We start from the raw sequence: 23,445 nt of genomic DNA on the forward strand, positions 1-23,445 counted from the left end.
TAGATGAATGAAAAGTCTCGAACAAGCTCCATATTGTAGCGAGCGCAACCCGATGACAACAAGACCGTCATGGTCAGGAGCGATACTCCCCCGTGGCGGGGAGATTGAACCCGCGCACGATGCGCAGCCGTCCCCCTGCCGCCTCGCCCAGGGCCAGAAGGCGGCCATCGGCGGCAACCACCGCGTGCAACCCCGCCAGGGCGGGCTCCAGCGCGATCTGCTGGCCCTGCGCCACCGCCAGGCTGCGCGCTTCGTCCAGCCGCAGGACCGGCAGGTCCGCCAGGCCGGCCGCCACGGGCAGCAATGGGGCGCGCAGGGCCTCGTCGCCCTGCTCCGAGGCTTGCTGCAGCTGTTCCAGGGTGACCATGGCCGGCTCCCTGAACGGCTCCACCCAGAGCCGGCGCAACGCGGTCAGGTGGGCGCCACAGCCCAGATCCTCGCCCAGGTCCCGGGCCAGGCTGCGCACATAGGTACCCGAACCGCATTCCACGTACAGGGTCAGGCTATCGTCCGTCCGGCCCCCCAGTTCCAGCCGATGAACCTCGACCTCGCGCGCGGGCACTGCGACCATCTCCCCGCGCCGGGCCTTCAGGTAGAGCGGTTCGCCCTCCCGCTTGATGGCCGAATAGGCCGGGGGCACCTGGGTGATCCGGCCCCGCAGGCGGGCCAGGGCCCGCTCGATGGCCGCGTCGTCCAGGACAGGCACCGGCCGCTCCCGCACCACCTCGCCCTCCAGGTCGGCCGTGGTGGTGGTGACGCCCAGCCGGCAGGTGGCCACGTAGGCCTTGCGGGACCCCAGCAGCATGCCGGCGATCTTGGTGGCCTCACCGAAGCAAAGCGGCAGCAGGCCCGTGGCGAGCGGGTCGAGCGCGCCGGTATGGCCACCCTTCTCCGCCCGCAGCAGCTTGCGTACGGCCTGCAGGGCCTGGTTGGAGCTCAAGCCCAGCGGCTTGTCCAGCAGCAGGATGCCGTGCAGGTCGCGGAAACGGCGGGCCTTCATCAATCCTCGCCGGCCTTCCCGGTCGGGCGGGCGCCCTCCTGGCGCAGCAGGCTGTCGATGCGCTCGCCCTTGTCCACCGAGTCGTCGTACTTGAAGCGCAGCTCCGGCACGCGGCGCAGGCGCATGCTGCGCGAGAGCGTGCGGCGGAATTCGCCGGCCAGCTCGTTCAGCGCCTTGACCGCTTCCTTGGACTGCTCGGAGAGCAGCGCGGTGACCCAGACCGTGGCGAAGTCCAGGTCGCGGGTGACCTCCACGTCGGACACGCTGACCGACGGCAGGCCGTGGTCGCGCACGGCGGCATGGACCAGCAAGCCCAGCTCACGGCGCAGCTCGGCGCCGACGCGGTCGGTTCGTTTGAAATCGCGAGAGGGCATGAAAGCCTCCTAGGACGCCACAGGGGCGAGGAGCGAGTAGCGAGGGCGCCAGCACCGCAGTTTACGGAAAAAACGCGAAGCCCGGACAAGGCTGCCCGGGCTTCGGAGGCTTGCCGGACGAAAGGGTTTTCGCGCCCTCGCTACTCACCCCTCGTCCCTCGATCACAGCGTGCGAGCCACCTCGATGCGCTCGAAGCACTCGATCTGGTCGCCGACCTTCACGTCGTTGTACTGCTTCACGGCGATGCCGCATTCCATGCCGTTGCGCACTTCGTCCACCAGGTCCTTGAAGCGGCGCAGCGATTCCAGCTCGCCCTGGAATACCACGGTGTTGTCGCGCAGCACGCGGATCGGCTTGTTGCGCTTGACCGTGCCCTCGATGACCATGCAGCCGGCCACCGCGCCGAACTTGGAGCTGCGGAACACTTCGCGCACCTGTGCCACGCCGATGATCTCTTCGCGCACTTCCTTGCCCAGCAGGCCGGAAGCCGCCTGCTTCACCTGGTCGATCACGTCGTAGATGATCGAGAAGTAGCGCACGTCCAGGCCGGAGGTATCGATCACCTTGCGGGCCGAGGCGTCGGCACGCACGTTGAAGCCGATGACCAGCGCCTTGGAGGCGGCCGCCAGGGTGGCGTCGGACTCGGTGATGCCGCCGACGCCGGCCGCGATCACGTTGACCTTCACGTTCTCGTTGCCGATCTGGCTGAGCGACTCGCGCAGCGCCTGCACCGAACCCTGCACGTCGGCCTTGACCAGGATGTTGAGCGTCTGCTGCTCGTTGCCCTGGCCCATCTGGGCCATGATGTCCTCGAGACGGTTGGCCTTGCTGACCATGCGCGTCTCGCGGCGCTTGAGCTGGCGCTCGGCGGCCACTTCGCGGGCGAGGCGCTCGTCGGCCACCACCACGAAGTCGTCGCCCGATTCCGGCACGCCGGACAGGCCAAGCACCTGCACCGGAATGGACGGGCCGGCTTCCTGCACGGTCTTGCCGTTCTCGTCGATCAGCGCGCGCATGCGGCCGTACTCGATGCCGCACACCACGAAGTCGCCGCGCTTGAGCGTGCCCTGCTGGACCAGCACGGTCGCCACCGGGCCACGGCCGCGGTCCAGGCTGGATTCGATCACCACGCCCGACGCCGGACCGTCCTCGACCGCCGTCAATTCCATCACCTCGGCCTGGACCAGGATGGCGTCGAGCAGGTCGTCGACGCCCATGCCGGTCTTGGCCGACACCGGCACGAATGGTGTGTCGCCGCCCCACTCTTCCGGGATCACTTCCAGGTTGCCCAGGCCCTGCTTGACGTGGTCGGGATTGGCGTCCGACTTGTCCATCTTGTTGAGCGCCACGATCAGCGGCACCTTGGCCGCGCGCGCATGCTGCACGGCTTCCACCGTCTGCGGCATCACGCCGTCGTCAGCCGCGACCACCAGCACCACGATATCCGTGGACTGGGCGCCGCGGGCGCGCATCGAGGTGAACGCCGCGTGGCCCGGGGTATCCAGGAAGGTGATGACGCCCTTGGGCGTTTCCACGTGGTATGCGCCGATGTGCTGGGTGATGCCGCCGGCTTCGCCCGAGGCAACCTTGGTGCGGCGGATGTAGTCCAGCAGCGAGGTCTTGCCGTGGTCGACGTGGCCCATGATGGTGACCACCGGCGGACGCGGCTTCTTCTCACCTTCCAGCTCGGCGTTCTGGGTATGCGCGGCCAGCGCGGCCTCGGCATTGTTCTCGCTCACAGCCACGGCCTTGTGGCCGAGTTCCTCGACCACCAGCACGGCGGTGTCGTGGTCGATGGTCTGGTTGATGGTGGCCATCACGCCCATCTTGAACAGGGCCTTGACCACTTCCGAACCCTTGACCGCCATCTTGTTCGCAAGATCGGCAACCACGTTGCTGTCGCCCACCACGACCTCGCGCACGACCGCGGCGGTCGGACGGGTGAAGCCATGCGCGCCGCCGCCCACGGACGGGGAGCCGCCGCGTGGCGTCTCGCGGTTCGGACCCTTGCCGGGCTTGCCGCGCTTGGTGGAACGGCGGGCGCGGTCGGCATCGCTCAGGTGCAGCTCGCCGGCGGCGAAGCGCTTGCCACCCGGGCCCTCGTCGCGATCGCGGCCATAGCGCGGCTTGCTGCGGTTGTCGCCGCTGGTTGCCGCAGGGGCCGGCGCGGGCGCCGGGGCCGGGGCGGGCGCCGATGGCGCCACCACCTTCTTCTCGCGGCGGCGCGGCTCATGGATGCGTGGCACGATCATGCCCAGCGAGCTGTGATCGATTCGCTGCACCGGCGGCTCGGCGACGGGCGCCGGCTTTTCGGCCTGCCCCGCGCTCGCCGGCTCGGCGGCGACACTCTCGGCCGCCGCCGCCGCGGCCTCGGCCGCCTGGCGTTCCTGCTGTTCCTTCGCCCGGGCGGCGGCTTCCGCCTCGGCCTGCTGGCGGCGCTGTTCTTCTTCGGCCTCGCGCTGGCGCTGAGCCTCTTCCGCATGCCGCGCCTCTTCCTGGCGGCGGCGCTCGGCCTCGACGCGCTCGTTTTCCTCGTGGTCGCGCTGCTGCTGGGATTCCTGCAGCTTGCGCACGGCATCCTCGCGCTCGGCGTCGCCGCCCGCTTCCTCGGCGATGACGCTGCGCTTGACGTAGGTGCGCTTGGCGCGCACTTCCACGTTCACCGTCTTGGCACCGCCGGTGGCGCCGCGACCGCCTGGCGTGGCGACCTTCAGTTCGCTCACCTTGCGGCGCTTGAGCGTGATCTGGCGCGGCGCGCTGTCATCGACCTCGGTGGCACCCTGCTCGCCCTTGCCGTGCGTGCGGCGCAGGAAGCCCAGCAGCTTCACCTTCTCGGTACTGCTGATGATCTGCTCCGGGTCGGAGAATTTCATACCGGCCTCGGACAGCTGCCCGAGCAGCTTGTCCACCGGCATGCCAAGTACCTTGGCGAGTTGTTTGATCGTTACGTCCGACATCGTGTTCTTTCTCCGCCGTTCCCGCGCTCTAAGTCCGTGCGGCCCTGCCTGCACGGCCACCTCCATCCCTGGTGGAAAGCCCTCTCGGGCCCTCCTCGGCGCGCCCATCCAGGGCGCGGCCGCCCGCGGTTAGCCACCTTTCTCCAGGCGCGCGATCATCGGCGCACGTGCTGCCATGATCAGCGCCGCTGCGCGATCCTCGTCCATGCCATCGATGTCGATCAGGTCGTCGACCGCGAGGTCGGCCAGATCATCCACCGTGACGATTTCACGACCGGCCAGCGCATAGGCGGTCGACTCGTCCATGCCCGGCAGGTTGAGCAGATCCTCCGACGGCTTGTGCTCGTCGAGGCTCTCCTCCACCGCCAGCGCCTCGGTGAGCAGCGCGTCGCGGGCGCGGGCGCGCAGTTCCTCGACGATGTCCTCGTCGAAGCCCTCCACGGCCAGCAGCTCGGCGCTGGGCACATAGGCGATTTCCTCCACGCTGGAGAAGCCTTCCTGCACGAGGATGTTGGCGATCTCCTGGTCCACTTCCAGCTTGTCCATGAACAGCTGGCGTGCGGCCTCCTGCTCGGCCTCGCTCTTGGCGGCGACCTGGTCCTGCGTCATCACGTTGAGCTGCCAGCCGGTCAGCTTGCTGGCCAGGCGCACATTCTGGCCGCCGCGGCCGATGGCCTGGGACAGCTTGTCCTCGGCCACCGCGATATCCATCGAGTGCTTTTCCTCGTCCATGATGATGGACTGCACCTCGGCCGGCGCCATCGCGTTGATGACGTACTGGGCCTGGTTCTCGTGCCACAGGATGATGTCCACGCGCTCGCCGTTGAGTTCGTTGGACACGGCCTGCACGCGCGAGCCGCGCATGCCGATGCAGGCGCCGATGGGATCGGTGCGCGAATCGTGCGCCACCACGGCAATCTTGGCGCGGTCGCCCGGGTCGCGGGCGCAGCCCTTGATCTCGACCAGGCCCTGGCCGACTTCCGGCACCTCGAGCTTGAACAGCTCGATCATGAATTCCGGCGCGGCGCGCGATACGAACAGCTGCGGGCCGCGGGCCTCCGAGCGTACTTCGTACAGGTAGCCGCGCACGCGGTCGCCGACGCGGGCCGACTCGCGCGGAATGGTCTTGTCGCGCGGGATGAAGGCCTCGGCATTGCCGCCCAGGTCGAGGTAGACATTGCCGCGCTCCACGCGCTTGACGATGCCGGTGACCAGCTCGCCCACCCGCTCCTGGAACGCATCGACCACCTGCTGGCGCTCGGCCTCGCGCACGCGCTGCACGATCACCTGCTTGGCGGCCTGGGCCGCGATGCGGCCGAACTCGGCGTTCTCGATCTGCTGTTCGATGTATTCGCCGACCTGCGCGTCCTCGCGCTCGTCGACGGCATCCATCAGGCGTACCTGGTGGAACGGCGACTCCATCTCGCCATCGTCGGCGATGATCTCCCAGCGGCGGAAGGTCTCATAGTCGCCGCTGTGGCGGTCGATGGAAACGCGGATGTCCGGATCCTCGTCCGGATAGCGCTTCTTGGCCGCAGACGCGAGCGCCGCTTCCATCGCCTGGAAAATCACTTCACGCGGCACGCCCTTCTCGTTGGCAACCGCATCCACCACCAGCAAAAGTTCTTTGCTCATTGCAGCAACTCCGTGAGACGCCACCGGCGCCCGATCGGTTTCGATTGATTTACTTCGTGGCCTTCTTGCCCGGCTTCTTGCCCGGTTTGGGCTGCGGCACGTAGCCGAGCGCTGCCCAATCCGGCACCACGCGCGCGCTTTCAACCGCATCGTGGTCGAACTCGAAGGTCTTCCCCTCCGCTTCCAGCGAGATCCGCTCGCCGTCCACCGAGACCACCTTGCCGCGCAGGCGGCGGCGTCCTTCCAGGGGCGCCTTCAGCAATACCTTCACTTCCGTACCGGCCACCTTGGCGAACTGCGCCGCGGTGAACAGCGGCCGGTCGATGCCGGGTGAGGAAACTTCCAGCAGGTAATGGCCCGGGATCGGATCCTCGACGTCCAGCATGGCCGACAACTCGCGGCTGGCCGCCTCGCAGTCGTCCAGCGTGACCTCGCGGCCCTCGCCGCCCGCTGCCAGCACGTCCAGATAGACACGCAGGGTACTCTGCCCCTGCGACGGGGTGAACTCCACGCCGATGCATTCCAGCCCCAGATCGGCCAGAACCTCGGTGAAGCGTTGAGCCAGTGCCTGCGTATCCATGATTCGCCTACCGTTACCGTCGCCAGAAACAAAAAATGGGCTCAAGCGGCCCATTCCCTGCTCTTGATACAGAGCGTCCTCGCCGATGTCCCGACCCATCCAGACTCTTCCGGGGCACTTGGCGCTGCCAGCATCGAAGCGGCATGTGACGCACGTGCGACGCATCCTTGCGCCCAACAAAAAAGCCTCACGAGGAGGCTTTCTTGTTCTAAGAAAGATCTGGTAGCGGGGGCAGGATTCGAACCTGCGACCTTCGGGTTATGAGCCCGACGAGCTGCCAGACTGCTCCACCCCGCATCAGAGTCCGGAAATAGTAGCGAGATGGCCGGATTCTTGCAAGCCTTACCGCAAAAAAATTTCACACGACTGAAGCATTCCCCCGTGGCGGCCAGCGCCGCCACGGGCGGACTCAACCGACGAACACCCGCTGGCACCACCCGAACAGCGGCCCCCAGCCCAGGCCCAGCGCCAGCAGCGCCAGCACGTTCAACGACAGTACCAGGCGCACCGAGACGTCGCCCTGCAGGCGGATCTCGGTACCCTCGACCGCCTTGTCGAAGTACATCACCTTGACCACGCGCAGGTAGTAGTACAGGCCGATGATGGCAAACACGGCGCCGACGATGGCCAGCCACAGGAACCCGGCGTGGATCGCGGCCTGGAACACCAGCAACTTGGCGAAGAAGCCGAACATCGGCGGCACGCCGGCCAGCGAGAACATCACCAGCATCATCAGGAAGGCCGCCCAGGGCGAGCGCTGGTTGAGGCCCTTGAGGTCGTCGATCTCCTCGCACTCGAAGCCCGCACGGGCCAGGGCCAGGATCACGCCGAAGGCCGCCGCGCTCATCAGCGCGTAGCTGATCGCATAGAACAGGGCCGAGGCGTAGCCTTCCGGACCGGCGTTGACCAAGCCCAGCAGCAGGTAGCCCATGTGCGAGATGGTCGAGTAGGCCAGCAGGCGCTTGAGGTTGCTCTGCACGATGGCCACCAGGTTGCCGATGGCCAGCGACAGCACCGCCAGGCAGGCCAGCATCAGCTGCCAGTGCTGGGCCAGGTCGCCCAGGCCGGAGGCCAGCAGGCGGTAAGCCATGCCGAACGCCGCCAGCTTCGGCGCCGAGCCGATAAAGATGGTCACGGCGGTCGGCGAGCCCTGGTAGACATCCGGGATCCACATGTGGAACGGCGCCGCGCCCAGCTTGAAGCCGATGCCCACGATCATGAAGATCAGGCCGAACACCAGCAGGTGCGGCATGCTGGTCTGCGTCGCCAGCACGTGCAGCCGGGCCAGTTCCAGCGTGCCGGTGGCGCCGTACACCATCGACATGCCGTACAGCAGCATGCCCGAGGCGAGCGCGCCCAGCACGAAGTATTTGATCGCCGCTTCCGAGGACAGGCGCGAGTCGCGGTTCAGGGCGACCAGCGCATAGGACGAAAGCGTCAGCAGTTCCAGGCCCAGGTACACGGTGACCAGGCTGCCCGCCGACACCAGCAGCATGATGCCGATCACCGCGAAGATGGTGAGCGTGTAGAACTCGCCCACGAACAGCTTGCGGTCGATCAGGTATGGCTTGGCGTACACGAACACCAGCACGGTACTGAGCAGTGCGAAGACCTTGAGCACTTCGGCCACGCCGTCGCGCACGAACATGCCGCTGAAGGCGGTGACCGGCTGGCTGGGCTGCCCTGCTACCACCAGGTAGATGCCCACCAGCAGCACCGCGATGGAGAGCCAGTGCAGCAGCGGACGTTGCTCGGCCTTCATGAAGGCGTCCAGCAGCAGCAGCAGGCACGCCGCCGCCGCCAGGTACAGCTCCGGCAACAGGATCAGAATGTCATTGAGGTTGGGCATGATCAGTCAGTCCTGCTTAGATCTTGTGGTTGCCAAGCTGCGTGACCAGCTGCGTGACCGAGCTGTCCATCAGGTGGATCAGCGGCTGCGGCCAGATGCCGAGCGCGAGCACGGCAGCGGCGAAGGCGCCCAGCACGAGCCACTCGCGGCCGTTGATGTCCTTCATCTCGGCCACGTGCGGATTGGTGATGTCGCCCCACAGCACGCGCTTGACCATGTACAGCGTGTAGGCCGCGCCGATGATCAGGGTGAAGGCGGCGAAGAAGGCGATCCACGGGTTGGCCTGGAAGCTGGCCAGCACCACCTGGAACTCGCCCACGAAGCCGCTGGTGCCCGGCAGGCCGCTGTTGGCCATGGCGAACAGCACGTAGAAGAAGCCGAACCAGGGCATCACGTTGATGACGCCGCCGTAGTCCTTGATCTGGCGAGTGTGCAGGCGGTCGTACATCACGCCGATGCAGGAGAACATCGCGCCCGACACGAAGCCGTGCGAGATCATCTGCACCATCGCGCCCTGCATGCCCAGCTTGGCGGCATCCAGGTTGCCGGCGCCACGCACCAGCATGAAGGCGATGAAGATGCCCAGGGTGACGAAGCCCATGTGCGCCACGGACGAGTACGCCACCAGCTTCTTCATGTCCTCCTGCACCAGCGCGATATAGCCGATGTAGACCACCGCGATCAGGCTCAGGCCGATCACCAGCCAGGCAAAGGCCTCCGACGCGTCCGGGACGATCGGCAGCGAGAAGCGCAGGAAACCGTAGCCGCCGATCTTCAGCATCACCGCAGCCAGCACCACCGAACCGCCGGTCGGCGCCTCCACATGGGCATCCGGCAGCCAGGTGTGCACCGGCACCATCGGCACCTTCACCGCGAAGGCGATCAGGAAGGCGAAGAACAGCCAGCTCTGCTCCTTCATGGTCAGCGGCAGCGCGGCCAGCTGGGCCAGGTCGAACGAGCCCGCCTTCAGGTACAGGTAGATCAGGCCCACCAGCATGAAGATGGAGCCGAAGAACGTGTAGATGAAGAACTTCAGCGTGGCATACACGCGGCGCGGACCGCCCCAGACACCGATGAGGATGAACATCGGGATCAGCATGGCCTCGAAGAACACGTAGAACAGCAACGCGTCGGTAGCGCAGAACACGCCGATCATCAGGCCCTCGAGCACCAGCATGGCGGCCATGTACTGGTGCGGGTTGACCCGGATGACCTCCCACGCGCCGACGATCACAAGGATGCCGACGAAGGTGGTCAGCAGGATCAGCGCGACCGAGATGCCGTCCACCGCCAACGCGTAGTGCACGTTGAGCCCGGCGATCCAGAGGTGGTCCTCCGTGAGCTGCTTGGCCGCGTCCGCCGCGTTGTACTGCGGCAGCAGGTAGAGGCTGGCCACGAAGGTGAGGATGGCCACCAGCAGCGCGATCCAGCGCGCCGCATTGGGTCGGCCGGAGCCGGCGAGCAGCACCGGGACGGCGCCTACGATGGGAAGCCAGATCAGCAGGCTGAGCAAATGATTGAACATGGAGCAGGTTCCCTTATTGCCCGACCAGCCAATACCCGCCGAGCAGCAGGATCAGGCCGAGGATCATCGCGAAGGCGTAGTGGTAGAGGTAGCCGGACTGCAGGCGGCGCATGCCGCCGGCGATCCGGTCCACCAGACTCGCCGAACCATTGACCAGCGCACCGTCGATCATCGCCGCGTCGCCGCCCTTCCACAGGGCTCGGCCCAGGGCGATGCCGCCGCGGGCGAACACGATGTAGTACACCGCGTCGAACCAGTACTTGTGGTTCAGCACGTTATAGATCGGCTTGAGCGCGCTCTTGATGCGATCGGCCACCGCCGGGTTGAACAGGTAGATGTAGGTGGTGATCGCGAAGGCCGCCACCACCAGCCAGAACGGCAGCTGGGTGAAGCCGTGCAGCGCCATCGCCAGCGAACCGTGGAACTCCTTGCCGAGCTCACCCAGCACGTTGTTGGCCTCGCTGACATGGATGGCGCCGCCGAACCATTCGCGGAACAGCAGCGGTTCGACCGCGAAGAAGCCCACCAGCAGCGACGGGATCGCCAGCAGCACCAGTGGCAGCGTCACCACCCACGGCGATTCCTTCGGCGTCTCGTGCATGATGCCCGGCTCGTGGTGGCCGTGGTCGTCCTTGTGCGAATCGTGGTGCGGTTCCTCGTGGGCGTTGGCGGGCTCGTCGTGGCCGTGCGCATGGCCATGGCCGTGCACCACCACGAAGCGCTCCTTGCCGTGGAAGGTCAGGTACATCTGGCGGAAGGTGTACAGCGCGGTCACGAAGGCGCCGGCCATCACGCAGAAGTAGGCGTAGCCCGCGCCCCAGCGGTGCGATTCGCCGACTGCCTCGATGATGGCGTCCTTCGAATAGAAGCCCGCGAAGAACGGCACGCCGCACAGCGCCAGCGAGCCGATCCACATGGTGAGCCAGGTGATCGGCATGTACTTGCGCAGGCCGCCCATGTAGCGCATGTCCTGCTCATGGTGCATGGCGATGATGACCGAGCCCGCGCCCAGGAACAGCAGCGCCTTGAAGAAGGCGTGGGTCATCAGGTGGAACACCGCGCCGGCGTAGGCCGACACGCCCAGCGCCACCGTCATGTAGCCCAGCTGCGACAGCGTGGAGTACGCGACGACGCGCTTGATGTCGTTCTGCACGATGCCGATCAGGCCGGTGAACAGCGCGCCGGTCGCGCCGATCACCATCACGAAGCTCAGCGCCGTCTCCGACAGCTCGTACAGCGGCGACATGCGCGCCACCATGAAGATGCCGGCGGTCACCATCGTCGCGGCGTGGATCAGCGCCGAGATCGGGGTCGGGCCTTCCATCGAGTCCGGCAGCCACACGTGCAGCGGCACCTGGGCCGACTTGCCCATGGCGCCGATGAACAGCAGGATGCAGATCACCGTGGCGGCGTCCCAATGGGTGTTCTGGGTGATCTGCAGGGTCTTGCCGACCAGGCTGTCGGCGCTGCCGAAGGCGGTCGCGTAGTCCAGCGTGCCCAGGAAGTACAGCACGCCGGCGATGCCCAGCAGGAAGCCGAAGTCGCCCACGCGGTTGACCAGGAACGCCTTGAGGTTGGCGAAGATCGCCGTCGGGCGCTTGTACCAGAAGCCGATCAGCAGGTACGACACCAGGCCCACCGCCTCCCAGCCGAAGAACAGCTGCATGAAGTTGTTGCTCATCACGAGCATCAGCATCGAGAAGGTGAACAGCGAGATGTAGCTGAAGAAGCGCTGGTAGCCCGGGTCTTCCGCCATGTAGCCGATGGTGTAGACGTGCACCAGCAGCGACACGAAGGTGACCACCACCATCATCATGGCGGTGAGGCGGTCGATCAGGAAGCCTACGTGCGCGGAGTACCGGCCGATCTCGAACCAGGTGTAGATGTTCTGGTTGTAGACCGGCGCGCCGCCCACAGTGAGCTGGTACAGCACGTAGAACGACAGGCCGCAGGCGATCGCCACGCCCAGGATGGTTGCGGTATGCGAGCCGACGCGGCCGATGAAGCGGCCCAGGAAGCCCGCCAGCAGGCATCCGGCGAGCGGCGCGAGGGCGATGGTCAGCAGAATGGGGGTGGACAATTCCATTGGATCAGCCCTTCATGCTGTCGATTTCGGCGACGTTGATGGTGCTGCGGTTGCGGAACAGCAGGACCAGGATCGCCAGGCCGATGGCGGTTTCCGCCGCAGCCACGGTGAGGATGAAGAACACGAACACCTGCCCCGCCACGTCGCCCAGGAAGCGGGAGAACGCGACGAAGTTGATGTTCACCGCCAGCAGCATCAGTTCGATCGACATCAGCAGGACGATCACGTTCTTGCGGTTGATGAACAGGCTGGCCAGGGCGATGCTGAACAGCACCGCGCCGAGCACGATGAAGTGCGAGAGCGTGATCATGGGGTGGTCTCCTTGCCCGGTGCCGGCGATGGCGCCGGAGTGACGGCAGCCATCTTGACCACGCGCACGCGGTCACGCGCATTGACCAGGACCTGCTGCGAGGCCTGCTGGTGGCGCACGCCGGTACGATGGCGCAGGGTCAGCACGACCGCCGCCACCACGCCCACGGTGAGGATCAGCGCGGCGATCTCGAACGGCAGCAGGAACTGGGTATACAGCGCATGGCCCAGCCATTCGGTGTTGGAAACGCCGGCCGCGGTGGCGGGATTGGCGCCCATCAGCGTCTGGTGCATGGCGCGCACGCCGATCAGCGCAAGCATCTCGCCGAGCATGACCAGGGCCACGATGATGCCCACCGGCAGGTACCTGATGAAGCCTTCCCTCACCTGCTCCTGCTTGATGTCCAGCATCATCACCACGAACAGGAACAGCACCATCACCGCGCCCACGTAGACCACGATGAGGGCGATGGCGAGGAACTCGGCCTCGGCCAGCAGCCAGATGCAGGCGGTGCTGAAGAAGGTCAGCACCAGCGACAGCACGGCATGCACCGTGTTGCGCAGGGAGATCACGCCCAGCGCCGCCACCACGGTGACCGCGGCGAAGGCGTAGAAACAGACGAGTTGGAACATTTGAGGATCGATCATGATGTCCCTGCCCCTCAGCGATACGCGGCGTCTTGAGCGCGGGCTGCGGCGATGTCCGCTTCGAAGCGGTCGCCGATGGCCAGCAGCTGCGGCTTGGTCACCACGTTCTCGCCACGCTGCTCGAAGTGGTACTCATGGATGTGGGTCTCGACGATCGAGTCGACCGGGCAGCTCTCCTCGCAGAAACCGCAGAAGATGCACTTGAACAGGTCGATGTCGTAGCGCGTGGTACGGCGCTGGCCGTCGCTCTCGCGCGGCGCCGAGTCGATGGTGATGGCCAGCGCAGGACACACCGCCTCGCACAGCTTGCACGCGATGCAGCGCTCTTCGCCGTTGGCGTAGCGGCGCAGGGCATGCAGGCCGCGGAAGCGGTTCGACTTGGGGATGTGCTCCATCGGGTAGCGCATCGTGTACTTCGGGCTGAACATGTAGCGCATGGTCAACGCCATGCCCTTGAACAGCTCGATGAGCAGCAGGCTCTTGAAATAGTGAGTAACGCGGTTCATAGGTACGCTCTCGGCATAACGCCCTTCTCCCTTCCGGGGAGAAGGTGCCCATCAGGGCGGATGAGGGGCGGGTGCTCGCGATGATGCTGGTCGAAACTAGCCCTCATAAGCCCCCCACCGTGACCCAGCCGAAATACTTCATGCAGCCGGCGACGAGGACCCAGACGATGGTGATGGGAATGAATACCTTCCAGCCCAGCCGCATGATCTGGTCATAGCGGTAGCGCGGGAAGCTGGCGCGGAACCACAGGAACATGAAGGCGAACACAAAGGCCTTGACGAACAACCACAGGAAGCCGGATTGGCCGATGAAGCCCCACGAGGCGGGGAACGGCGACAGCCAGCCGCCCAGGAACAGGATCGAGGCCAGGAAGCTGACCAGGATCATGTTGGCGTACTCGGCCAGGAAGAACAGCGCGAACGCCGAGCCGGAATACTCCACATGGAAACCGGCCACGATTTCCGACTCGCCTTCCGCCACGTCGAACGGCGCGCGGTTGGTCTCGGCCACGCCGGAAATGAAGTAGATGATGAAGACCGGCAGCAGCGGCCACATGAACCAGTCGAGGATGCCCTTGTGGCCAGCCTGGGCATGCACGATGTCGGTGAGGTTCAGCGAACCCGCCAGCACCAGCACGCAGACCAGACACAGGCCCATCGCCAGCTCGTAGGAGATCACCTGCGCAGCCGAACGCATGGCGCCCAGCAGCGCGTAGCGCGAGTTGGAGGCCCAGCCGGCCAGGATGATGCCGTAGACGCCCAGCGAGGTCATCGCCAGCAGGTACAGCAGGCCGGCGTTGACGTTGGCCAGCACCATGCGGTCGCTGAACGGGACCACCGCCCACGCGGCGAGTGCCGGGATCAGCGCCAGCAATGGCGCCAAATAGTAGAGCACCTTGTTCGCGCTGGTCGGGAGGATCACTTCCTTCAGCAGCAGCTTGACCACGTCCGCGAAGGCCTGCAGCAGGCCGAGGGGACCGATCTTGTTGGGTCCCATGCGCACGTGCATCCAGCCGATGACCTTGCGCTCCCAGTACACGAACATCGCGACCGCGATCACCAACGGCAGGATGATGCACAGGATGTAGATGATCGGCCAGACGACCTGATTGAGTATCTGTTCGCCCATGTGCTTACGCCTTGCTCAGGGTGAGGGCCGCGCCATACGGCGGCAGCGTGAGGGTGTCCTCGTGCGCGGCTTCGATCCAGGCGGCGCCGTCGGGCACCGCCGCATCGATGGCCAGCGGCAGTACCGCGTCGGCGACGCGGACCGCGCTGCCCTCGGCCAGGCCCTGGCGTTGCGCTTCCGCCGGATTCACGCGCACGGCCGGTGCGCGGTTCAGCGGATGCTTGCTCAGGGCCGTGGCGCGGCGGAGCACCGCATCGGTACGGTAGATCGGCCAGGTCGCCAGGCGGGTCAGCCCGCCGGCCGCCGGCCGCGGGGCCAGTTCGGTGCGCGGTACGTGGTTGCGCTCGGCGATGCCTTCGCGCAGGCCGGCCAGGTCGTCGAACTCGAAGCCGGCGGCCTTGAGCACGCCGCCCAGCGCACGCAGCACCTTCCAGCCCGGGCGGGTTTCGCCCGGCGCCTTGGCGCCGGCGGCCACGCTCTGCGCGAAACCATCGACGTTGACCAGCGTGCCGTCGATTTCCGGCAGCAGCGCAATCGGCAGGATCACGTCGGCCGCCTCGCGCAGCGCGGGGCTGGCGAAGGCCGAGAACGCCACCACTTGCTGGGCGCCCTTCAGCGCTTTGAGGAAGGCGGCGCCATCGGCCACGTCGTGCGGCTCCACGCCGTACAGCACATAGGCCTTGCGCGGCTGGGCCAGCATGGCCTGCGCATCAAGGCCGCCATGGCCCGGCAGCACGCCTACGCGGGCCAGGCCGATGGCGTTGGCGCCCACCGGCAGCTCGTTGTAGGCGGCGCCCGTCGCCTCGGCGACGAAACGGGCCACGGCGCGCAGCCACGAGGCCTGCGGATGGGTCACCGCCGCCTCACCGAGGATCACCACGGCGCTGCCGCCCTTGAGGCTGGCGATGGCGTCCTTGTCGCCCTGGTCGGACGAAGCGCCGCCGATGGCGTCCACCAGCGAGGCCGGCGCCGTGGCGCCCGCCTCCACCGCGGCCTTGGCCAGCGACAGCAGCGCATCGACCAGCACCTGCGGCGCCACGATGGCCTCGCCGGCCAGCTTGTAGTTGAAGTCAAAGCTCGCCGGATTGACGGCGTAGACCTTGGCGCCTTTCTTCACCGCCTGGTGGATGCGATGGTTGACCAGCGGCAACTCATGGCGCAGGTCCGAGCCGACCAGCAGCGCGGCCTTGACCTTGTCCAGCTCAGCCACCGGCTTGGCGAAGATGGTCGCCGCTGCGTTGTCGGCGAAATCGAGCTGGCGCACGCGATGGTCGATGTGGGTGCTGCCCAGGCCGCGGGCCAGGCGCACCAGCAGGTCGCCCTCCTCGTTGGTGGTGGCCGGATGGACCAGCACGCCCAGCTCGCTGCCCGGCACCGCCTTGAGCGATTCCACGGCTGCGCCGAGCGCGTCTTCCCACGTCGTGGCCTGCCACTGGCCGTTGCGCTTGACCTGCGGCGCGCTCACGCGATCGGCCGCGTAGAGGCCCTGGTGGCTGTAGCGGTCGCGGTCGGACAACCAGCACTCGTTGATCGATTCGTTGTCGCGCGGCACCGTGCGCAGCACTTCGCCGCGGCGGGTATGCAGCCACAGGTTGGAGCCCAGCGCGTCGTGGTAGGCCACGGACGGCTTGGCGACCAGTTCCCAGGCGCGCGCCTTGAACTGGAACGGCTTGTTGGTCAGCGCGCCTACCGGGCAGACGTCGATGATGTTGCCCGACAGCTCCGTCTCGATGGTCTTGCCGATGTAGGTGCCGATCTGCAGGTTGTCGCCGCGGCTCATGCCGCCCAGCTCGTAGGTGCCGGCGATCTCGCTGGTGAAGCGCACGCAGCGCGTGCACTGGATGCAGCGAGTCATCTCGGTGGCGACCAGGGGGCCGAGATTCTCGTCCGCGATGGTGCGCTTGCGCTCGGTGAAGCGCGACACGCTGCGGCCATAGCCCAACGCGACGTCCTGCAGCTCGCACTCGCCGCCCTGGTCGCAGATCGGGCAATCCAGCGGGTGGTTGATCAGCAGGAACTCCATGACGTCCTTCTGATACTTCAGCGCGGAGTCGGAGCGGGTCTTGACCTTCATGCCCTCGGCCACCGGAGTGGCGCAGGCCGGCTGCGGCTTGGGCATGGGCTTGCCCCCCATCTCCACTTCCACCAGGCACATGCGGCAGTTGGCGGCGATGGGGAGCTTGCGGTGGTAGCAGAAGCGCGGGATGGCGATGCCGATGGCGTCGGCCGCCTCGATGATCATGGCGCCCTTGCGGATTTGCGTGGGCTTGCCGTCGATCTCGATGTTCAGCAGATCGAGGGTGGGGGTGGCGGGCTGCGCACTCATGCGGCGGCTCCAAGCTTGTCGTCGACGATCGAGCGACCGTTGACGATGTAGTACTCGAATTCATCCCAGAACTGGCGCAGGAAGCCCTGCACCGGCCACGCGGCGGCTTCGCCGAACGCGCAGATGGTGTGGCCTTCGATCTGGCCGGCGATGGCCTTCAGGCGATGCAGGTCGTCCATCGTGCCCTGCCCGGCCACGATGCGGTCCAGCACGCGGTGCATCCAGCCGGTGCCCTCACGGCACGGCGTGCACTGGCCGCAGGACTCCTTGTGGAAGAACTGCGAGATGCGACGGGTGAAGCGCACCGTGCAGACGGTGTCGTCCAGCACCACGATGGCGCCGGAGCCCAGGCCGGTCTTGAGGTCGCGCAGGGTATCGTAGTCCATCGGCAGCCCCTTGAGCTGCTCGGCGCGCAGCACCGGCATCGACACGCCGCCCGGGACCGCGCCCTTCAGCGTGCGGCCCGGACGCAGGCCACCGGCCATTTCCAGCAGTTCGTCGAAGGTGGTGCCCAGCGGCACTTCGAAGTTGCCGCCCTTCTGCACGCAACCGGAGACCGAGAAGATCTTCGGCCCGCCGTTCTTGGTCTTGCTCTGCGCCAGGAACCAGTCCGCGCCCTTGCGCAGGATGGCCGGCACCGAGGCGTAGGTCTCGGTGTTGTTGATGGTGCTGGGCTTGCCGTACAGGCCGAAGTTGGCCGGGAACGGCGGCTTGAAGCGCGGCTGGCCCTTCTTGCCTTCCAGCGACTCCATCAACGCGGTTTCCTCGCCGCAGATGTAGGCGCCGGCGCCGAGCGCGGCGTAGATGTCCACGTTGAGTCCAGTACCCTGGATGTTCTTGCCGAGCAGGCCGGCCGCGTAGGCTTCCTTCAGCGCTTCCTCGAAGTGCTCGAATGGCTCGTGGTGGAACTCGCCGCGCATGTAGTTGTAGGCGACGGTGGAGCCGGTGCAGTAGCACGCGATCGCCATGCCCTCGATCACCGCATGCGGGTTGAAGCGCAGGATGTCGCGGTCCTTGCAGGTGCCCGGCTCGGACTCGTCCGAGTTGCAGAGGATGTACTTCTGCATGTCGCCCTTGGGCATGAAGGACCACTTCAGGCCGGTCGGGAAGCCTGCGCCGCCGCGGCCGCGCAGGTTGCTCTTCTTGATCTCTTCGATCAGCGCGGTCGGATCGGGCTTCTCGGCGAGGATCTTCTTCCACGCCTCATAGCCACCGACCTGGGTGTAGCTGTCCATCGCCCACGGCTTGTCGAAATGCAGCGTGGTGTAGACGACCTGGTGTTCCTTGGGTGCGGGTCCGTAAGCCATTGCGCCCTGCCCTTATTTCAAACCATCGAGGATCTCGTCGATCTTCTGGATCGACAGACGCTCGTGGTAGTGACCATTGACGGTCATCGCCGGCGCGCTGGCGCAGGCGGCGATGCACTCTTCTTCGCGCTTGAGGTACACGCGGCCATCGGGCGTGCTCTCGCCGAGCTTGATGCCCAGCTTCTGCTCGCAATGTTTCACCAGTTCCTCGGCGCCGTTGAGCCAGCAGGAGATATTGGTGCAGATGGCGACGTTGTTGCGGCCCACGGGGCGGGTTTCCAGCATCGAATAGAAGCTGGCGACCTCGTAGGCCCACACGGCCGGCAGCTCGAGGTACCGGGCGACGGCAGTGATCAGCTCGTCGGTGAGGAAGCCCTGGTTCTGCTCCTGCGCGGCGAACAGCGCCTGGATCAGCGCCGAGCGCTTGCGGTCCGGCGGGAAACGGGCGACCCACTCGTCGATATGGTGACGGGTGTGCTCGGTCAGTTCGACGAGCGGGTCGACGTTCTTGACCTGCTCGTAATTTCCGGTGGCTTTCATGTGTGCTTATCCTCCGGGCTCAGCGATCGACTTCGCCGAACACGAGGTCATAGGTACCGATCATCGCCACCACGTCGGCCAGCATGTGGCCGCGCACGATGGCGTCCATCGAGGACAGGTGGGCGAAGCCCGGCGCGCGCAAGTGCACGCGGAACGGCTTGTTGGCGCCGTCGGAGACCAGGTAGCAGCCGAACTCGCCCTTGGGCGCCTCGACCGCGGCATAGGTCTCGCCGGCCGGCACGCCGTAGCCCTCGGTGAACAGCTTGAAGTGGTGGATGAGGGCTTCCATGTCCTGCTTCATGCCTTCGCGCCTGGGCGGTGCGACCTTGTAGTTCTGCACGATGACGGGACCCGGGTTGGCCTTCAGCCACTTCACGCACTGCTGGATGATGCGGTTGGACTGGCGCATCTCCTCGACACGCACGAGGTAGCGGTCGTAGCAATCGCCGCCCACGCCCACCGGGATGTCGAAGTCCACCTCGGCGTACTTGGCATAGGGCTGCTTCTTGCGCAGGTCCCATTCGATGCCCGAACCGCGCAGCATCACGCCGGTCATGCCCCAGGCCTGGGCCTTCTCGGGCGGGATCACGCCGATGCCGACGGTGCGCTGCTTCCAGATGCGGTTGTTGGTGAGCAGTTCCTCGTACTCGTCCACCTTCGACGGGAAGTCGCTGGTGAAGGCCTCGAGGAAGTCGAGCATGGAGCCTTCGCGCCAGCTGTTGAGGCGCTTCAGGTCCTTGCCCTTGTGCCACGGCGACTCGCGGTACTGCGACATGCGCTCGGGCAGGTCGCGGTAGACGCCGCCCGGACGGTAGTAGGTCGCGTGCATGCGCGCGCCCGACACCGCCTCGTAGACGTCCATCAGTTCCTCGCGCTCGCGGAACGCGTACAGGAACACGGCCATCGCGCCCAGGTCGAGCGCGTTGGAGCCGATCCACATCAGGTGGTTCAGGATGCGGGTGATCTCGTCGAACATGGTGCGGATGTACTGCGCGCGCTCCGGCGCCTCGATACCCAGCAGGGTCTCGATGGCGCGCACGTAGGCGTGCTCGTTGCACATCATCGACACGTAGTCCAGGCGATCCATGTAGCCGATCGACTGGTTGAACGGCTTGGACTCGGCCAGCTTCTCGGTGCCGCGGTGGAGCAGGCCCACGTGCGGATCGGCGCGGACCACGGTCTCGCCGTCCATCTCCAGCACCAGGCGCAGCACGCCGTGCGCAGCGGGATGCTGCGGGCCGAAGTTCATGGTGTAGTTGCGGATCTCTTGCGCCATGATTAATTGTTCCGCCAGTTATCGGCCGCCTCGGCCTTCGCCTGCAGCAGGTCGGCATCGTCACGGATGACGCGCGGCACCAGCACGCGCGGCTCGATCGATACGGGCTCGTACACCACGCGCTTCTGCTCGGGGTCGTAGCGCACCTCGACGTTGCCGATCAGCGGGAAGTCCTTGCGGAACGGATGGCCCACGAAACCGTAGTCGGTGAGGATGCGGCGCAGGTCCGGATGGCCCTCGTAGACAATGCCGTACAGATCGAACGCCTCGCGCTCGAACCAGTTCACGCCCGGCCAGATGCCGGTCAGCGACGGCACCACCGGCAGCGCGTCGTCCTCGCCGAACACGCGCAGGCGCAGGCGCTGGTTGTTCTCCAGCGACAGCAGGTGCACCACGGAGGCGAAGCGGCGCGGCGATGCCTCGGGGCGCGGACGGTCGGCCCACTTGAAGCGGCCCATCGCCTCGCCTTCCACGCCGCGCGAGAAGCCGGTGCCGGACACCGTCTCGGTGTCCCATTCGGTCTGGCCGTAACCCAGGTAGTCGACGCCGCAGACGTCGATCGGCACGCCGAAACGGAACGGCGCCTCGTCGCGCAGCGCAGCGGCCACCGCGAGCAGGTCGGCGGCGGCCACTTCGGCGGTCACTTCGTTGCGCACGACGCTGATCTTCAGCGTGTCGCCGAATCGCGCGGAGAGGCGCTCGGCCAGCGAGTTCGTCGGGGTATCAGTCATGCTCTGCTGCGCCTTTGTCAGGAACGCGCGATGGTGTTGGTGCGGCGGATCTTCTTCTGCAACTGCAGGATGCCGTGGATCAGCGCTTCGGCCGTCGGCGGGCAGCCCGGCACGTAGATGTCCACCGGCACGATGCGGTCGCAGCCGCGCACCACGGAATAGGAGTAGTGGTAGTAGCCGCCGCCGTTGGCGCAGCTACCCATGGAGATGACCCACTTGGGATCCGGCATCTGGTCATAGACCTTGCGCAGCGCCGGGGCCATCTTGTTGACCAGGGTGCCAGCCACGATCATCACGTCGGACTGGCGCGGACTCGGACGGAAGATCACGCCATAGCGGTCCAGGTCCAGCCGCGCGGCGCCGGCGTGCATCATTTCCACGGCGCAACAGGCCAGGCCGAAGGTCATCGGCCACATCGAGCCGGTGCGCGCCCAGTTCATCAGGGCATCGACGCTGGTGGTGGCGAAACCGCGCTGGATGACGGGGTTGTCCTCGGCCGGACGCAGGATGTCGTCCACCAAGTTCAACGGCTGCGGGTTGTGCATCACCCGGTCGAGGGACGAGATCACTCCCATTCCAGTGCTCCCTTCTTCCACACGTAAGCGAAACCAATGACCAACAGCAACAGGAATGTCGCCATCTCGACCAGCGCGGTGAGGCCGATCTTCTGGAACACCACCGCCCAGGGGAACAGGAAGGCGATTTCCAGATCGAAGATGATGAAGAGGATCGCCAGCAGGTAGTAGCGCACGTCGAAGCGCATGCGGGCGTCCTCGAAGGCTTCGAAGCCGCACTCGTAGGGCGAGAGCTTCTCCGACTCGGGACGACGGGGACCGGCGAGCAGGCCGATGGCCAGCAGCACCACGCCAAGGCCGGCGGCAACGCCGATGAAGAGCAGAATGGGCCAGTATTCGGCAAGCACGGTGAAACGTACCTCCGCGCCTCAGGGCGCATCAGTGACCGTCGGGGGAAACGGTCCGGAACCGGTTTCGGCAGGCCAATGAAGGCCTTGGGCTTGCGCCACGATCGCGTGCATGGGGGCCACGAGCGTCCGACTTTCCACGATCTGAATCGGGAATCGCGACATTGTATCAGCGCGCTTAACAACAACAAGCCTTGACGGGTATTTGGAAGGCGATTTGCATGAGCCTGCATGCGCGGCCCCACGCGGGAGCGCAAGCTATTGCTACCAAGGTCTTATGCCCGGGCGAGGCACCGGCGCCCCCGGGAACGCCCCGCGGCGTGAACCGCGCTTCACATGGTGTGCGTGGGACGCTCGGACGAGGCCATGCCCGCCAGCAGGTTCTCGATGCGGGTGCGGGCCACTTCGCCATCGGAGGAATCGTTGAACTGCACGCCGATGCCGGCGGTGCGGTTGCCCTGGGCGCCGACCGGGGTGACCCATACCACCTTGCCGGCCACCGACAGGCGCTCGCCTTCGTCGGTCAGGTTGATAAGCAGCACCACCTCGTCTCCCAGCGCGTAGCGCTGGGCCGTGGGCGCGAACAGGCCACCGTGCTTCAGGAAAGGCATGTAGGCGTTGTACAGCGACGCCGTGTCCTTGATCTTCAAGGAAATGATGCCCTGGCGGGCGGCGATGGCCGGATTCATGACTGCTCCCCTGCGAACGACGCTGAGGCCGGTGGCCCATGGAGGGGCATCCTAGCGACCCACATGGCCATGCGACAAGCGACATGTCGACGGAATGTGACGAAACCGGCCCGGTCTCCAACGACCCGCTACAGCTCGCACCAGCCCCAGCGGTCGAAGATCCAGGGCGACCGCAGGTTCATGTAGAGCTTAGCGAAGCACGGGCCGTCGCTTCCCTCCGACCATGCATGCAGCACATGCCTGCCCTGCCCGTCGAGGGCCAGGGGCGCCTCGCGCCAGGGCCAGCTACGCACGCCATCGCCGTCCACCACCAGCAGGTGCAGCCAGGGCTGCAACAGCGGAGGCGGCCGCCAGGGCAACGGCGGAGAGGCGGCGCGGCCGCGCGAGCGAACCAGCCGGTAGCTCTCCGCGCGGTCGGCCAGGCGATGCATGCGCTTGCCGCTCAGCGTCATCTGACTGCGATGACAGGCAAGCGCCGCCAGCTTGTTGGCATGCAGGCCTACGGAAGAATCCAGCTTGACCCGACCGCCCCCCCGCTCCTCGCGGCCATGCACGAGGTAGGCCAGCACTCGTGGCGATTCGCCCCGCCAACGGGCGAGCGCCAGGCGGAACAGCACATGGGCGGCGCCGTGGTCGGGATGGCGGTCGCCCAGCGCCGGCAAGGCAACGAGATTGGGCCGGAACGCCGCCAGGCTGTCGCCGAGCGCCGCCAGGCTGGGCTCCAACTGTTCCCGCAGGCGTCCCATCAAGCCCATGTCAGGCCATGCCAGGACCTGCAGGGCCGAGGGCTCCACGTCCAGCTGCCGCAACGCCTGCTCGACCTCCTCCCGCCGCCGCTCGCCCCAGCGCCTGCGCTCGGCCTCGCCTATGCGCACGCGGCGCTCGACCCAGCGCTGCGGCCAGGGGTTGTTGTCGCCAAGGGTAAGCAGCAGGATGCGGACCTCGCCGCCGGCCTGGCGCACCTGCTGGATCAGCTCGCCAGTGGCGATCGACTCATCGTCCGGGTGCGGGGCCACCACCAGCAGGCGAGTGCCGGCATGCAGACTCGACGCCAT

General features: G+C 66.5%; 21 protein-coding genes and 1 tRNA gene. All 22 read right to left on the minus strand.

Features of this window, described 5'->3' with window-relative positions; all coding sequences use genetic code 11:
* Window positions 1-73 precede the first annotated feature (73 nt).
* The 22 genes from truB to MJ605_RS19040 all read right to left on the minus strand — a co-directional run bounded on the left by truB (window position 74) and on the right by MJ605_RS19040 (window position 23,445).
* Window positions 74-1,000: a tRNA pseudouridine(55) synthase TruB gene (gene truB / locus MJ605_RS18935; protein ID WP_243043106.1), complete on the minus strand. Its 927-nt coding sequence runs from the start codon at window positions 998-1,000 to the stop codon at window positions 74-76.
* Window positions 1,000-1,374, minus strand: a complete 375-nt coding sequence (rbfA, locus tag MJ605_RS18940; RefSeq protein ID WP_243043107.1) for a 30S ribosome-binding factor RbfA — start codon at window positions 1,372-1,374, stop codon at window positions 1,000-1,002. The genes truB and rbfA overlap by 1 nt, the downstream gene beginning before the upstream one ends.
* Window positions 1,375-1,536: 162 nt before the next feature.
* Complete coding sequence (infB, locus tag MJ605_RS18945; RefSeq protein WP_243043108.1) at window positions 1,537-4,332, minus strand: translation initiation factor IF-2; 2,796 nt, start codon at window positions 4,330-4,332, stop codon at window positions 1,537-1,539.
* A 129-nt stretch (window positions 4,333-4,461) separates the two neighbouring features.
* A complete protein-coding gene (gene nusA / locus MJ605_RS18950) occupies window positions 4,462-5,967 on the minus strand; it encodes a transcription termination factor NusA (protein WP_243043109.1) in 1,506 nt (501 codons plus the stop codon).
* 49 nt (window positions 5,968-6,016) lie between these two features.
* Window positions 6,017-6,547: a ribosome maturation factor RimP gene (locus MJ605_RS18955; protein WP_243043110.1), complete on the minus strand. Its 531-nt coding sequence runs from the start codon at window positions 6,545-6,547 to the stop codon at window positions 6,017-6,019.
* Window positions 6,548-6,767: 220 nt separating this feature from the next.
* Window positions 6,768-6,844 (minus strand) — tRNA-Met (locus MJ605_RS18960).
* Between the two features lie 112 nt (window positions 6,845-6,956).
* On the minus strand, window positions 6,957-8,396 hold the full coding sequence (nuoN, locus tag MJ605_RS18965) for an NADH-quinone oxidoreductase subunit NuoN (RefSeq protein ID WP_243043111.1): 1,440 nt from the start codon (window positions 8,394-8,396) through the stop codon (window positions 6,957-6,959).
* 16 nt (window positions 8,397-8,412) lie between these two features.
* A complete protein-coding gene (locus MJ605_RS18970; RefSeq protein ID WP_243043112.1) occupies window positions 8,413-9,921 on the minus strand; it encodes an NADH-quinone oxidoreductase subunit M in 1,509 nt (502 codons plus the stop codon).
* A 13-nt stretch (window positions 9,922-9,934) separates the two neighbouring features.
* Window positions 9,935-12,007, minus strand: a complete 2,073-nt coding sequence (nuoL, locus tag MJ605_RS18975; protein WP_243043113.1) for an NADH-quinone oxidoreductase subunit L — start codon at window positions 12,005-12,007, stop codon at window positions 9,935-9,937.
* A 4-nt stretch (window positions 12,008-12,011) separates the two neighbouring features.
* Complete coding sequence (nuoK, locus tag MJ605_RS18980; RefSeq protein ID WP_243043114.1) at window positions 12,012-12,317, minus strand: NADH-quinone oxidoreductase subunit NuoK; 306 nt, start codon at window positions 12,315-12,317, stop codon at window positions 12,012-12,014.
* Window positions 12,314-12,964, minus strand: a complete 651-nt coding sequence (locus MJ605_RS18985; RefSeq protein ID WP_243043115.1) for an NADH-quinone oxidoreductase subunit J — start codon at window positions 12,962-12,964, stop codon at window positions 12,314-12,316. The genes nuoK and MJ605_RS18985 overlap by 4 nt, the downstream gene beginning before the upstream one ends.
* 14 nt (window positions 12,965-12,978) lie before the next feature.
* Window positions 12,979-13,470, minus strand: a complete 492-nt coding sequence (nuoI, locus tag MJ605_RS18990) for an NADH-quinone oxidoreductase subunit NuoI (RefSeq protein WP_111983554.1) — start codon at window positions 13,468-13,470, stop codon at window positions 12,979-12,981.
* Between the two features lie 103 nt (window positions 13,471-13,573).
* A complete protein-coding gene (nuoH, locus tag MJ605_RS18995; RefSeq protein WP_243043116.1) occupies window positions 13,574-14,599 on the minus strand; it encodes an NADH-quinone oxidoreductase subunit NuoH in 1,026 nt (341 codons plus the stop codon).
* Between the two features lie 4 nt (window positions 14,600-14,603).
* Entirely contained in the window at window positions 14,604-16,925 is a 2,322-nt protein-coding gene (nuoG, locus tag MJ605_RS19000) for an NADH-quinone oxidoreductase subunit NuoG (protein ID WP_243043117.1), read from the minus strand.
* On the minus strand, window positions 16,922-18,232 hold the full coding sequence (nuoF, locus tag MJ605_RS19005; RefSeq protein WP_243043118.1) for an NADH-quinone oxidoreductase subunit NuoF: 1,311 nt from the start codon (window positions 18,230-18,232) through the stop codon (window positions 16,922-16,924). The genes nuoG and nuoF overlap by 4 nt, the downstream gene beginning before the upstream one ends.
* A 12-nt stretch (window positions 18,233-18,244) precedes the next feature.
* Window positions 18,245-18,772 carry an NADH-quinone oxidoreductase subunit NuoE gene (gene nuoE / locus MJ605_RS19010; RefSeq protein WP_243043119.1) on the minus strand — a complete coding sequence of 176 codons (528 nt, stop codon included), beginning with the start codon at window positions 18,770-18,772 and terminating at the stop codon, window positions 18,245-18,247.
* Window positions 18,773-18,791: 19 nt separating this feature from the next.
* Window positions 18,792-20,048: an NADH-quinone oxidoreductase subunit D gene (locus MJ605_RS19015; protein WP_243043120.1), complete on the minus strand. Its 1,257-nt coding sequence runs from the start codon at window positions 20,046-20,048 to the stop codon at window positions 18,792-18,794.
* A gap of 2 nt (window positions 20,049-20,050) precedes the next feature.
* Window positions 20,051-20,779, minus strand: a complete 729-nt coding sequence (locus MJ605_RS19020; protein WP_243043121.1) for an NADH-quinone oxidoreductase subunit C — start codon at window positions 20,777-20,779, stop codon at window positions 20,051-20,053.
* A gap of 17 nt (window positions 20,780-20,796) precedes the next feature.
* Window positions 20,797-21,354, minus strand: a complete 558-nt coding sequence (locus tag MJ605_RS19025) for a NuoB/complex I 20 kDa subunit family protein (protein ID WP_243043122.1) — start codon at window positions 21,352-21,354, stop codon at window positions 20,797-20,799.
* Window positions 21,345-21,701, minus strand: coding sequence for an NADH-quinone oxidoreductase subunit A (locus tag MJ605_RS19030; RefSeq protein ID WP_243043123.1), 357 nt, complete (start codon window positions 21,699-21,701; stop codon window positions 21,345-21,347). Before MJ605_RS19030 ends, MJ605_RS19025 begins: the two co-directional genes overlap by 10 nt.
* Before the next feature lie 332 nt (window positions 21,702-22,033).
* On the minus strand, window positions 22,034-22,390 hold the full coding sequence (locus MJ605_RS19035; protein WP_243043124.1) for a PilZ domain-containing protein: 357 nt from the start codon (window positions 22,388-22,390) through the stop codon (window positions 22,034-22,036).
* A 128-nt stretch (window positions 22,391-22,518) separates the two neighbouring features.
* Complete coding sequence (locus MJ605_RS19040) at window positions 22,519-23,445, minus strand: PIG-L deacetylase family protein (RefSeq protein WP_243043125.1); 927 nt, start codon at window positions 23,443-23,445, stop codon at window positions 22,519-22,521.

This window comes from Dyella sedimenti (assembly GCF_022760995.1).
Classification (GTDB): Bacteria; Pseudomonadota; Gammaproteobacteria; order Xanthomonadales; family Rhodanobacteraceae; genus Dyella; species Dyella sedimenti.